This is a genomic window from Dyella ginsengisoli LA-4 (assembly GCF_000334915.1).
GTDB lineage: Bacteria > Pseudomonadota > Gammaproteobacteria > Xanthomonadales > Rhodanobacteraceae > Dyella_A > Dyella_A ginsengisoli_A.
Map to the genome: position 1 here is coordinate 25,103 of NZ_AMSF01000094.1, position 11,777 is coordinate 36,879.

Annotated in this window: 12 protein-coding genes and 1 tRNA gene; 9 read left to right on the forward strand and 4 right to left on the reverse strand. The window is 56.9% G+C overall.

Features of this window, described 5'->3' with window-relative positions; genetic code table 11:
• Positions 1 to 120 precede the first annotated feature (120 nt).
• Positions 121 to 1,080 carry a hypothetical protein gene (locus C693_RS0119510; RefSeq protein ID WP_017463964.1) on the reverse strand — a complete coding sequence of 320 codons (960 nt, stop codon included), beginning with the start codon at positions 1,078 to 1,080 and terminating at the stop codon, positions 121 to 123.
• A 584-nt stretch (positions 1,081 to 1,664) separates the two neighbouring features.
• Here C693_RS0119510 and C693_RS23250 point away from each other — a divergent pair.
• From C693_RS23250 to C693_RS0119515, 3 genes are all read left to right on the forward strand, one after another.
• Positions 1,665 to 2,069 (forward strand): H-NS family nucleoid-associated regulatory protein, encoded by a 405-nt coding sequence (locus tag C693_RS23250; RefSeq protein ID WP_083868374.1) that lies wholly within the window; start codon positions 1,665 to 1,667, stop codon positions 2,067 to 2,069.
• Positions 2,070 to 2,405: 336 nt separating this feature from the next.
• Positions 2,406 to 3,488, forward strand: coding sequence for a hypothetical protein (locus C693_RS23905; protein WP_157798670.1), 1,083 nt, complete (start codon positions 2,406 to 2,408; stop codon positions 3,486 to 3,488).
• Between the two features lie 760 nt (positions 3,489 to 4,248).
• Positions 4,249 to 4,324: transfer RNA gene (locus tag C693_RS0119515), tRNA-Ile, on the forward strand.
• A 25-nt stretch (positions 4,325 to 4,349) separates the two neighbouring features.
• Here C693_RS0119515 and C693_RS0119520 read toward each other — a convergent pair.
• From C693_RS0119520 to C693_RS0119530, 3 genes are read right to left on the reverse strand one after another with little or no spacing between them, the layout of a single operon-like run.
• A complete protein-coding gene (locus C693_RS0119520) occupies positions 4,350 to 5,747 on the reverse strand; it encodes an exonuclease domain-containing protein (RefSeq protein ID WP_017463965.1) in 1,398 nt (465 codons plus the stop codon).
• 28 nt (positions 5,748 to 5,775) lie between these two features.
• Positions 5,776 to 6,306, reverse strand: coding sequence for an ImmA/IrrE family metallo-endopeptidase (locus tag C693_RS23255; protein WP_083868375.1), 531 nt, complete (start codon positions 6,304 to 6,306; stop codon positions 5,776 to 5,778).
• Entirely contained in the window at positions 6,303 to 6,644 is a 342-nt protein-coding gene (locus C693_RS0119530; RefSeq protein ID WP_017463967.1) for a helix-turn-helix domain-containing protein, read from the reverse strand. Before C693_RS0119530 ends, C693_RS23255 begins: the two co-directional genes overlap by 4 nt.
• Positions 6,645 to 6,814: 170 nt before the next feature.
• Here C693_RS0119530 and C693_RS0119535 point away from each other — a divergent pair, with 170 nt between their 5' ends.
• The 6 genes from C693_RS0119535 (at position 6,815) to C693_RS23910 (ending at position 11,721) form a co-directional block, all read left to right on the forward strand.
• Positions 6,815 to 7,486: a multiubiquitin domain-containing protein gene (locus tag C693_RS0119535; RefSeq protein WP_017463968.1), complete on the forward strand. Its 672-nt coding sequence runs from the start codon at positions 6,815 to 6,817 to the stop codon at positions 7,484 to 7,486.
• A gap of 325 nt (positions 7,487 to 7,811) precedes the next feature.
• A complete protein-coding gene (locus C693_RS0119545) occupies positions 7,812 to 8,324 on the forward strand; it encodes a hypothetical protein (protein ID WP_017463970.1) in 513 nt (170 codons plus the stop codon).
• Positions 8,311 to 9,228: a HesA/MoeB/ThiF family protein gene (locus C693_RS23260; protein WP_083868377.1), complete on the forward strand. Its 918-nt coding sequence runs from the start codon at positions 8,311 to 8,313 to the stop codon at positions 9,226 to 9,228. The genes C693_RS0119545 and C693_RS23260 overlap by 14 nt, the downstream gene beginning before the upstream one ends.
• A gap of 52 nt (positions 9,229 to 9,280) precedes the next feature.
• A complete protein-coding gene (locus C693_RS23265; RefSeq protein ID WP_083868378.1) occupies positions 9,281 to 9,517 on the forward strand; it encodes a hypothetical protein in 237 nt (78 codons plus the stop codon).
• A gap of 95 nt (positions 9,518 to 9,612) precedes the next feature.
• Positions 9,613 to 10,254 (forward strand): hypothetical protein, encoded by a 642-nt coding sequence (locus C693_RS0119550; protein ID WP_017463971.1) that lies wholly within the window; start codon positions 9,613 to 9,615, stop codon positions 10,252 to 10,254.
• Positions 10,255 to 11,103: 849 nt separating this feature from the next.
• Positions 11,104 to 11,721 (forward strand): hypothetical protein, encoded by a 618-nt coding sequence (locus C693_RS23910; protein ID WP_157798672.1) that lies wholly within the window; start codon positions 11,104 to 11,106, stop codon positions 11,719 to 11,721.
• The last annotated feature ends 56 nt before the right edge of the window (positions 11,722 to 11,777 follow it).

The window sequence follows — 11,777 nt, forward strand, 5'->3', positions numbered from 1 at the left end:
CCTGTTTTAATTGAGAAGCAATGCTTGGCTTGCCAGGGTACTTAACTTGGCAACGATCTTCGATCCTCTCTGATAGCCGACTCGACACTCGCCTAATCTTTCGTCGAGCTGCTTGAATAGCTACAGTTCGATGAGGTGTTTGAGTACATCTACTTCGTCGGGCTGCAGAGCTCGGGCACTCTTGGCCGTCAATGTGCGCCTGCTCAGTTTTTTAAGTGCTCCCTGCGCCTTCGCCAAGCGAACGCTAGCCCGGTAGCCGTCAAGCTCCTCGACATGAATACGGACCCAGTTGTCCTTGCGTTGGATGAACAAAACGCGGGCTGGAGAAAGCACGCGTGTGTTCTCGCTGTTGCCCCAAGGATCCGAGTCGGCCCGGAATACAAAGTCCCCAACTTTGATCCGCTTCGTAATCGGCGCGCCGGCGCCCCATCGGATGCAAGCCGTGGCCGCGTCCGGGTTGTCGACATGTTTGGCTGCTTGCTTCTCCCCATGTTCGATGTCGCCCGCTTCTCGCTTCCGAATCCGCTCACTCAATGGACCAATGCTTACCCACCACCAATCAGGTTCCGTTGTGGCGAAATTCATAGGCTTTGTGCGGGAGCCATGCTTCTTTGAGTTCGGCTTTATGCGCCGAAGCCTGGCGATGTCCCTTGCGGACAAGAGGGAGGAAGCCGTAGGGTTCTGCAACTGTTCCAGGAAGCTGTTCACCTGGACCCTTACCGCGATGTCCGAGCAGATTAGTGCGGCTTCGGTGAGTTGGTGCTCCGAATGGAACGAGGAGTTGGCGGATCCGACGACCACGTAGGTACCGCAGCTCACCACCTTGGCATGGAGTCCGGGGCGACTGCGGATGATCACGCCTTTCTCGAAAAGCTCTTCGAGTAGCGCCGCGTCGACAGAGCCGGCTTTTACGTTGCCGGCTGATGCGTCCACAATCAGTACATCTCCTTCCTGAAGATTGAGATGGTCGTACGTGAAGTAGGCGAATGCGGCCGTGACGGGCTGCTCGCCGCGATCGATGCCGCGAAGGGTTGGCCAGAGGTGGTCGCTTAGGAGCTCGGTTGAGGCCTTTGGAGGCATAGGACGATCCCTATTTGAGGGTGTTGTGAGGCGAACCTACGCCCCGAAATCGAACAAGAATGAGCATTGCTGCGTCAGCGCGGGCTAGTGGGGGAATTACCTAGAGATCTCGAGGGTATGGTACGACCCGCGACGAGCGCGCCCCATGTCCCTTTTTTAGGCCCGGCATGTTGGCACGTGCCGAGATTTGGCCAGATAGCCAAAAACTGATTGACTAGGGTCGGCATCGGCCAATCTCACGCGCGACGAGGGTTAGCTGTCAGTGGATATGGCCAGTCGAAAGTGAGCGCGATGGTCAATCCGGCGTGAGCGGCAACATCATAGACTCTGACCCAGTGCCGAAGTCGAAGCACTGACCAACCACTGACCACCTCGATACGGTCAGCAAAGCTTAGGCGGGAGTGCACTTTGTGTGGCAGCTATTGGCCAAAGCCCACGCTAGACTCCGTGGTCCGGAGCCGCGAGCGAATGTAAGAGGCGACGGGGAATCAATGTTGACTTGCTGCCCTTTCCCGCTAGCAATCCGCCATGTGGCTAAATTTTCGCGTAGGCTAGGGTTTCCGACCACTCCAAAAAGGACCATTATGTCCATAAATCTTGACTCGCTCTCCCCGGCTGAACTCCAGGCCCTCATCAAGAGTGCAGAAGCGCAGATGGATTCCGCGCGGAAAAATCACGTCAAGGAAGTGCGAGCCAAGATCGATGGCATCCTGGCTGGAGCCGGACTGACCATCGGGGATGTGTACCCGACACGTGGAGGTAAGTCTGCCAAGGGCCCGAAAGCTGCCGTGGCCCCCAAGTACCGCAATCCCGGCAACGCTTCTCAGACTTGGTCAGGTCGCGGTAAGCGTCCGCTTTGGTTCGTTGAAGCGTTGAAGAAGAAGGGCGTGACCGCCGAGAGCCTCTTGATCGCTGGTTCTCCGTCGAAGGTTGTGCCTGCCAAGAAGGCTGCGAAGAAGATTGCGGCCAAGAAAGCCGTAAAGAAATAGCCCGACTGAACGACGCTACGGCAGTTGCTACTCTGGGGCGCCTGGCCTGCTGGGGTCAGGCGCCCCCTTCGCTTTTGGTGGCCGGTTCCTTGAAGCACAATCCAGCCAGCGGCCGTGGCTACCAGCTCCCCGGTGAAGGTGAGCAACACAAGAAGTTAGTCTGCGCCATCATGAGCGATAGATAAATCTGATCGGCCGCTACCGGGTTGTCTGTAGGGGCACCTCACCAGAACAAAGAGAACACATTCCCTTAACGGGTGCCGCGATAAACGGGGGCGCCGCGCTCGAGATCTTGGCCAAGGAGGGGGTATGGTTAAGTCGCGGATTCTGGCGTTCATGTCGCTGTTGTTTGTGGCCGGCTGCGGCACCATGCCAAAGCCACCTCAGTTCGACGATTCGATTTCCCAACTGTGGACAGAATCCATGGCGAGGTATCACTTGCACGCCGTTTTCCCGGCGAGCAGTGATGTTCATGTCGGTGACGTATATTATTTTCTCAATTGCGATACTACTCAGAATAAGGGTAAGCCTGATCTGTGTGCCGACATTGAAGCTCGCCCAGCCGCAATGTCGATCAAGGCTGGGTACCAAGACCCCAATGCCTACCTGAATGCTTACTACAGTAAGGTCCCTATGGTGGTCTTCGACACCAAGGATACCTCGGGCCATACACTGGAGGCGCCCAGGTTTGACCGAGTGGTCGATTTCAATCGGCTCCCTAGCGTCATACTTCCCGCCTTTTCAGGCACTGCTAGCGGTTCTGTAGCCGTAGGCGCCTCGCTGCCAGCACGGTTTCTCTCTCTCGTGTTTGGTGGCTCGAGCGAGAAAAACTTGGCGTACACCGTGTCGTTTCAGGACGTACGCACGTACGGGCTGCCTGTGCAGAGTTCGCTGGACCTGTTGAGTCAGTTTTGCGGCCCTATCCCCCCAAGGTGCGACGTCAGCTATGTGCAAATGTCCCTTCGGTCCCGCCTTACCACCTCAGGGAACGCTCCCCCCTTCATCGGCATCATTGATCGAGTGTACGTGGCAAGGTCCATTACCTTCACATTCGGACGCAACGTAGCGTCTGCAGTGGACCAGAATTTGGTGGTGAACCTGCAGCACGCCCTCGCAAACCAAGAGGCAGCGCAGGCAGCTCGCGGCGCCGATGGCTCAGCACAGCATGAACCCCTTGTCGTCAGCGCGGCTACGGCGCCGGCAAGTGCTTCCTCAGTGAAAGGAGCTGCGGATGCAATGAGCGGGCTGGCGTCAGCACGACTTAATGGGGCGCTGAACACGGTAGCTCCGGGAGAGAGCGTTGCCGTGAAGTTCGCCAATGGTGAGTCAGTGGCGCTCGAAGAGACCTTCGCCGAACCCGTTGTCATCGGATACGGAGTTACGTTTGCACCACTCGGTGGAGCAAGTCCGGCCATGTAATGGTTTCACTTGAATTAAGGAATACCCATGATCCGGAAAATCCTTTGGTACATAGGAACCACGACCGCGATTGCTGCCGCCCACGGACAGCAACCACCGAAGGCAACCACTGCCGCCGAATCATGTATTTCGAATCGAACCGCCCCTGCTCCGAGTGGTAGTGCAGGATCTCCACTCTACGACTGGGCGTGCCTTGCGAAACGAGATGGTGGAGGCTTCACGCGCATACCCAACATACCTAACCTTCACGATAGATCCGTGAGCGCCGGAGAGCAGAGTCAGCAGAAAAGTGTTGGCACGGACACTGATACAAAGCTTCGCCAGCTGAATCTCACGCAGAAGCAACTTCCCGCCTTACCTAAATCCGACGCAGGCAACTAGGATCCGTGGCTAGGCAAACCGTGGCCAGGAATCCAACTGCCAGTTGAAGCGTCCTCGTTGATTCGAGCAAGTCAGAAATGGGGTGTCGCGCCTGCCGGTAACTTTCTGTGACCACCGTAGCCAACGGTAATGAGGCCACCCAAGCCTGCTGGGGGCGCTGCCTTAGCACTTGTTGGCGCTCGCGTCGGATTGACCATCCTGCTCGCCTCCGATTGACCACCTCCACTGACAGCGAATCCTCGCCGCGCGCCAGGTTGGACGAAGGCGGCCCTGGTCAATCAATTTTCAGCCATCTGGTCAAATCCCGGCGCGGGCCAACACAGGGGCCCACAGACCGCCCCGGTCGAAGTGTCTCGCTCCCCTATACTTCGGCGCCTTAGGGCCTGTAGCTCAATGGTCAGAGCAGGGGACTCATAATCCCTTGGTTCCAGGTTCGAGCCCTGGCAGGCCCACCAACTTTCCTCCTCTAAGCGTAACCGACTAGCGCGAGGACATCGTCGCCGCCATGGTCAGATAGCCTCGATATTCGGAGAGTTGCTCATATGCCCGCCCTGACGCTGTGCGAAGCAATTTCTCTGTCATCCTGGCGGCTACAGGAATGGAGGTCCATTTACCATCGGGCACTTCGTGAGCCAGGAGACGGCTACGAATCGCGTAGTCAATCTCTGCGCGAAGCGCTGGGCTCAGCAGCAGTGGAGAGTACTCGTGGATGAGTCGTCGACCAAAATAGCGAAGCCGGTCATCTCCTAAGCTTTCGACGATTTGCACACGGGCAGCCCAGTCGACGCTATGAAATAGCTCCATCCGGCGTTCATCATCCCGGCTGATGAACGTGTCATAGAGCCTCTCCTCAATGAAGGGGGAAACTTCCCGCTTCGCCCTTGCCTCCATCGTTGCCGCCACTAGGCGGGAATGCAGCGCTTTATCTGCCTTGAATCGCGTTGCCCTGTTGATGATTTCGCTGTCCGACAGCCCACCCTTTACTGCGTCGGGCGCATCCTCAAGTGAGGCAATCATTGGGGCGGCATTTGTTCGAATACGCCGAACGCGCTTAGGACTCTGGCCGACAAACTCAAGCAACTGCGGGGTAGACAGAGATGTGAGCCAGTCGATATTGACGCGAAGATCCAGGCCTAGTGACACATTGTCCTGAGATGGGTCCTTGCCGAATACGGCGATAATGTAGTGATAGGGCCGATTGAAATAGAACTCGGTGAGAAGGAATGCGTCCTCGTCCTCAATAAATGCGGAAACGCTCGCTTTTTTTGAGAATCTGACAAAGCGGTTCCAGCAATCTGGTGCGTTATCGCGGATGCACCTGGCCAGATGAATGGTTGCCAGTACATCTTCGAGTGCATTGTGTGCAATATGGCCCGAAAATCCATTTCGGCGCGCAACATCTTCCAGTCGGAAGATCGCGCTGCCATACGCGTCTTTAGGGATCTCGATACCGCTTGGCTCAAACACCGATGCCTCCTGCAAGAGGTGCATAACATCGGCCCTGCAGTTGCCATTGGTATTGCTGAGATATGGTGGGTGAAGCGTTTGAAAGAGCGCTTGTCGCAGCAAGTGTTCGTCGAAGTTCAGGGAGTTGTATCCGACAAATATGGCCGGCGACCACTCAAGCAGGGTCGACCTGACCTCGCGCATCATTTCATAGTGCGACGGTAGATCATTGGCCGTTATCTCGCCAATGGTCATCCCATTCACCCGGAGGGCGCCTGGGTGCGGAATGACATGCGGCCGCAAACGTGAACGTATCTCGATGCGACCGGTTTCGTTGAGGTCCGCATCAGTCCGGATTGCGGCGAACTGGAGAATCTGATCGAAATCGGTTGCGAGGCCGGTTGTTTCCGTGTCGTAAAAGACAAAACTCATCGCTGCACTCCATGCTGCCCAAGCATGCTTATCCTTTGTTTGCAAGCCCTATCAAGCGGTTCTGTATAGCGGCGGCGCTGACTTTGAATCGTTTCGCCACAGCAGAGATTGCAGGCTCGTCATCCAGCTCTAACTCTGCTGCCAGCGCATCTCTAACTAGATTTTCGGGCATCAAAAGCTGGGCAGCGAAAGCGTTTGCTTCAATCTCCAGAGCGTCAGTGCCCGTTGCGGACACCGAGTCTCGATTCATGGTGAATGACTTATCGACATGTACCTGCTCAGTTATGTAGTCGCGATGAAGGACCAGATGAGCAATCTCATGGGCGATAGTGAATCGCTGGCGGTTTGGGTGGTGCAGTGCATTTACGCCAATGATGGGCTTGCCATCCTTCACATAAGCCATGCCGGACAGTTCTTCGTCGAGTGGCGCGTACTGCACTATTGCGCCTAAGCCTTTGGCAATTTTTTCGACTGGCACTGGCACGGTGCTGATGGCGAACTCCTGCAATATGCGAGTCGCTTCTTCTATCGCTCTCGCCTTGTTGTAGGTGGTTGTCACGTCTTCTCCGTCTTAGCTTGTGTCGTAGGGACAGAGCCGATGAGCCGTTCAATCTGAGATTTTTGCTCTTGCGTCAACTGCGAGCCGGACATCTGTAAAGATTCCGCCGGAGAGTTCTGCACCTTTGGCAGCAGGCTCGCGGCGCTGTCCAACTTTAGAGCTTCTGCAATCTGGCAAATCTGGTGGACGAGCACTCGTTGCCTTCCGACCTCGATGTTTGCAAGCGCGGCTCTAGACATACCTGTCAACTGGGCCACCTGCGCCTGCTTCAGTCCCTGCTGACCCCGGCGGGCCGCGATCATGCCGCCCAATTCCTCATAGAACTGTTTTTCGTTCATAGGCGCATGCTCGTGAAATTCAGGTGCAGATGTCAACGACAAGCACAAAGTGTGCTTGTCAAGCACAATCGGTAATCATCAAAAGTTTTCCATTGACACACGTCGATCGGCTATGCGTTCATAGATCAAAGCCCGAGGTGGTCTCGGACCAAGATCTTTGGAGCGAAAAAATGAACGACCTTCATAGCCATCCGCCCCAGCAGGAAAAGGGTTCCTTCGCGGCCGTCGTCAACGACCGTTCGGTGAACTTCGAGGATCCGATGCCTCTGGGAGAGCAAATCCTGGCATCGGCCGGATATGAGCCGGCCGACGAATACGTCCTCATCGAGGAGGCGAGCGTCGGCTCTCGCCTGATCAGCCTCGATGAGTCGGTGAAGTTGAACCACGGCACTCCCGCTCGCTTCTTTGCATTTCCGAGCGGCGAGGTCTTCATGTTTACGGTGAACACCCACGGCTACCAGTGGGGGCGGCCGGATATCCGCGAGAATGAGTTGCGCGAAATTGCCCGCGTCTCGGCATCCGATGTACTCGTGCAGCTGCATGGCGATGCCCCGCCGGAAGTGATCTCAGAGGGGCAAGTCGTTTCTCTTCAGCCTCGGGGTACGGAGCACTTCCGCACGGAAAGCCGGCTCATCACCGTCTTTATCGATAAGACGCCCAAGGAGATCGCTCGCGGCGTTTACACCACGGAGCAGCTGCACACCTTGCTGGGCGTGGAACCAGGGTATCTCCTGAATCTGCAGCGTGATGGTGGACTCGAGACGCTGAAACCCGGCCAAAAGACGCGGGTTGAGCCGGGGATGCAGTTCTTTAGCCAAGCGCCGGGTGGAGCGTCGTCCTGATGGATGCAGCCACTGAACTCGACACGCTCAAGCCCATGTGCCCGGGCGCGGCAATTTGGTCGGAAGGAGGGCAGGCTGCCGCCTACCTGCCCTCCTTCCGATTCCAGACCAGCGAAGGTGAACGGACGATGGACTTGCTGCTCGTCCCGTTCGCTCACTCCGGATACTCCACCAGGCTGTTCTTCAAGGAGGTGCCGCTTCAAGGAAGAGTCCAGTGGACGCAGCACATGGTTTGTGGCCAGGCATGGTGGACGCGCTCCTGGAATGGGGTGCCTGCGACCCTTCCGTGGCTCCAGATCTTGGGCGCACATCTGAGGTCTGTGCCATGAAGGTCAGGTTCAAGATTTCGAGCCGGCTTCTTGCCGAGATTCGGGAGGATCTATGCCGCCCCCATCATTTCGCGCATGAGCGGGTCGGTTTCATTGTTGCCGGTCTGGCCAGTTACACGGAGGGGGTTCTGGTGCTGGCTCGAGCATATCGGCCGGTCGCAGATGGGGATTACCTTCATGCGCCGAGCGTCGGGGCAATGATGGGGCCTGACGCTATTAGGAAGATGCAGGAGTTGGCGCTATTCAAGGGGGAAGCCATCTTCCACGTGCATTCGCATGGTGGCTCTGGGTTGCCTGGCTTCAGTGGAGTCGACCTCCGGGAGAACGCCAAGTTCGTACCGGACTTTCTGAAGGTGGCGCCGCAAAACATCCATGGCGCCATTGTTTTGAGCGATGACGGTGCGGCTGGGCAGTTCTGGAAGTCTAGAAACGGCAAGCCAGAAACCATCGATGGTTTTGTGGAAGTGGGTAGCTCGCTTCGGAAAGGGGGGCGCTATGGACAGGCTTGAGCGGCAGAGTTTCCTTGGCCCAAAAAGCACCCAGGTCCTGCACAACCTGACCGTGGGACTCATCGGCCTTGGTGGTGGCGGATCGCATGAGGTGCAACAAATGGCGCACCTCGGGATTGGTGGGTATGTCCTGGTCGACCCGGACACCATTGATTGGACCAATACCAACAGGTTGGTCGGAGGCACGCTGGGTGACGTCGAATGTAAGCGATCCAAGGTCCATATTGCCGAACGCATCATTCGCGGACTACAACCCGATGCGCGCATCAAGATGGTGCAGGGACGCTGGGAAACTGTGCTTGAAGAATTGAAGGGATGCGACATCATTCTTGGCGCCGTCGACTCCTACGTCGCACGCGACCAGATTGAGCGCTTCTGCAGGCGCTTTCTTATCCCCTATATCGACATCGGCATGGATGTCCTAGCCCTTGGCGCCGACCGCGGGTATCTGGTTTCGGGGCAGGTAATCCTGTCTTCTCCTGGTCGTCCATGCCTTTGGTGCTGCGGCTTCCTCGATGAGGAAAAACTGAGAAAAGAGGCGGCGCAATACGGTGGCGCCGGTGGGCGTCCGCAGGTTGTCTGGCCAAATGGCGTGCTTGCTTCAACGGCGGTGGGATTGCTCGTCCAACTGGTTTGTCCATGGCACACCAAGACCATCGACTTCACGTACCTGGTTTATGACGGCAACCGAGGGACCATTACGCCCAGCCCCTGGGTCGATTCACTACAAAGTCATACCTGCCCACATTTCCCTGACTCCGAGGTCGGTGACCCAGGATTCGATATTCGCAAGCTAAGCAACACGAACAGCGCGAACGTGGCCCCCAACATAACCCGACCCAACCCACGCGACATCAGCAAGCGCGCCTGGTGGCGTCGCCTTCTGCCCCTGGGTAGGAGTTGAGAGCCTACCGGCATTCACCTTCACCGCATCCAAACACTCTGGAGAACGAACTATGGCGCTCTACAAATATGCTCAGAAGTTGGCCCAGTCGCAGGATGCGGCATTTGACGCAGTTCATGCTCCTGGCAACCCTGCGCAGCATCCGGGCATCTATAAGTGCACAAACTGCGGAGACGAAATCGCGATTGCAGGCGGCCATATTCTTCCGCCACAAAATCACCGTCAGCACAACCCGTTGAAAGGTCCAATCAACTGGAAGCTCGTTGTCTATCCAGTACAAGAGCGCTGATCGATTTCATGCCGTCATTGCTATGGGGCAAGTATCTCTAAAGGTTCGTTGCCCTTAGTCGTAAAGCTAGCAGCCCTGTGCGGAATATGCCTGACATGGATCGTGTCCCGAGGAAGCGCCGAGGAAAGCGTCTAGATCACGAGCCGCGAGCGGACCTACTCGCAAGGTTGCTCGGCATTTTCACTTTGCTATACACGGCAAGCTCATCGCTAGGCGGCTACTTGTGGGTCACGCGAGTGCAGCAGCACCTAGACGAGAAGAAGTTTCTTCAAAGCAACGTAAGCTTGATATCTGCCCTGAAGCCCATCGCCTTAGTGAGCTGCTACAACACAGTCGATGCCGCTGGTGACCTCGAGAATGTCATGGTGATAAAGAACACCGGGGCATACGCATTCCGGATCACGAAGGTTTCCAGGGAGCTCCGCGCGACGGACGATAACCACTTGCTTTCGTCCCCTTCAGAGATGATCCCCACTTACGCGAACGGCATGGACATGGATATCTCCCCGGGCCAGACAGCCACCAGCACTATGTTCTACGCGAAGAGCGGGGGGATAAGGCCTTGGGAGGAAATTGAAGTTGCTGGAAGAGTGGAGCTTGCAACTCCGGACGTCATGTTGGGGTATGTGAAGAAGGTTCTCGGCGATGCGGTCGATCCGGCCGCATTGAGTAGCTTTGGGAGCGCGATGCTTCGATGCCGTGGGATGATCGAAGCTGGTGGGGCACCAACCCATTAGTACTCCCCGTCGACATCCCGCCACTCCGGAGTAGCCCCGAGGAGCCCCATCCTGTGGTTCCCAATGATGACTGATCATCGTTCGGGTGATCAGCTGCCGGTGCAATGTTCCCTACCAGTCGGCTCAGCGCGGCGCCAACTTGATTGGTGAGTGGCTGTCGGCCGAAAGCGGCACGAGCTTGGCAATGGAGCGCTTGACCGAACAGCCAAGCGCTCCTAGGCAACACTACAGAAGTGCTTTTCGCCGGGACTAGTTCCTTTACATCCTCGAGGTGCCCAAATCTTCTAGAGCGCGAGCAAACGTCTCAATTTCGTGCCAAAACTCGTCGTGTGGGATCAAGCGTGCTTCGCCGCTTTCCACCCTCGCCTGCGTCTCCAGCACCTGAGCGCGAAACCAGCGATCGTGCCCCGGCTCAACGGTGGGTTCATGGTTCGTCATGGCAACAACTTCCTCCGGGGCGGGCACACGAAGATGTCGCCATTCTACGCCCCGCGATCTCGCGCGTGCCTCGCGGCGACCTGGAGCGAGAACGAATCGAGAGTCGTGGCGTCCCTCGCTCGGGCGGCCCCAGTTCGCCACGGTTTGCCTAAGCGTCGTCGAGGCTGCAGTGGTAGTAATCGACCAAAAGACGGTCTCCTCAACCACGCGTGGCGGGGGGGCATGCGTCAGAGTAATTTCCGTGTCGTATACATAACACGGACAAAAATCCTTGCTAATCAAATACTTATTGACAAATTTCCGCGAGTGGGGCAGTCTTGAGACGAGCTCCGCGGCGACCCCTCGCCACGTCTCGCGGCCGTACTTTGCGGCACCGATTCTCAGCAGCATGGCTACTGGGAGGGCGAAGCTATGGCGTCAGCCAATCAAGTCACCGAGGTCGAGCTTCGAGCGATGGGCATCCCTGAGCTCGGCGTCAAGTACGTTTTAGACGTATGTAACTCTCCTCCTGCAAGGAAAGTGGGCAGGAGGCGCCGGCGGAACCTTGTACTCGATGTGCCCCTCATCAAGCTCGGTGTGGTACTTCAGGGCGAGTCGTTGTCGGGAGAGTTTCTGTTCCTAGTAGAGCTCGACCGGCGCAACGACCTGCGTGCCGTGTACGACCAACCGCTAAGCGTCCCGCTCTTGATCGTTGATTCATCCGGGCGGAAGACGCGCATCTCGTATACAGCTGACTACCTAGTCGTAGCAGGTGAAGGCCCGAAGGTTTACGAAATCAAGGCGGACGACGAGCTGGATGAACTATGCAGGCGGCGCCCCGCCGACTGGAGCAGGGACGAGCTCGGTTACCACTATCTACCTGCCATAGCCTACTTCCAGGAACTAGGCATTGAGCACGTAACCATCCCGAACAGCTCCCTGAGTTCGGTTCGGGCCGATAATCTTCGGCTGCTGATGTCATCTCGACAAGGTACAGATACCACGCGCCTTAGAAAGATGCGGCATACGGCGACGTCCCCCCACTTTTGAGTAGCACCGTGGTTTGGAGTCCAATCCCCCAACTGATGGAGATTGGACGTGAAAAA

Coding starts and splice junctions, on each gene's coding strand:
- C693_RS0119550 (WP_017463971.1), top strand. CDS start 9,613: ATGGATCGTGTCCCGAGGAAGCGCCGAGGAAAGCGTCTAGATCACGAG.
- C693_RS23910 (WP_157798672.1), top strand. CDS start 11,104: ATGGCGTCAGCCAATCAAGTCACCGAGGTCGAGCTTCGAGCGATGGGC.
- C693_RS0119530 (WP_017463967.1), bottom strand. CDS start 6,644: ATGAACGAAAAACAGTTCTATGAGGAATTGGGCGGCATGATCGCGGCC.
- C693_RS0119520 (WP_017463965.1), bottom strand. CDS start 5,747: ATGAGTTTTGTCTTTTACGACACGGAAACAACCGGCCTCGCAACCGAT.
- C693_RS23250 (WP_083868374.1), top strand. CDS start 1,665: ATGTCCATAAATCTTGACTCGCTCTCCCCGGCTGAACTCCAGGCCCTC.
- C693_RS23260 (WP_083868377.1), top strand. CDS start 8,311: ATGGACAGGCTTGAGCGGCAGAGTTTCCTTGGCCCAAAAAGCACCCAG.
- C693_RS0119545 (WP_017463970.1), top strand. CDS start 7,812: ATGAAGGTCAGGTTCAAGATTTCGAGCCGGCTTCTTGCCGAGATTCGG.
- C693_RS23265 (WP_083868378.1), top strand. CDS start 9,281: ATGGCGCTCTACAAATATGCTCAGAAGTTGGCCCAGTCGCAGGATGCG.
- C693_RS23905 (WP_157798670.1), top strand. CDS start 2,406: ATGTCGCTGTTGTTTGTGGCCGGCTGCGGCACCATGCCAAAGCCACCT.
- C693_RS0119510 (WP_017463964.1), bottom strand. CDS start 1,080: ATGCCTCCAAAGGCCTCAACCGAGCTCCTAAGCGACCACCTCTGGCCA.
- C693_RS0119535 (WP_017463968.1), top strand. CDS start 6,815: ATGAACGACCTTCATAGCCATCCGCCCCAGCAGGAAAAGGGTTCCTTC.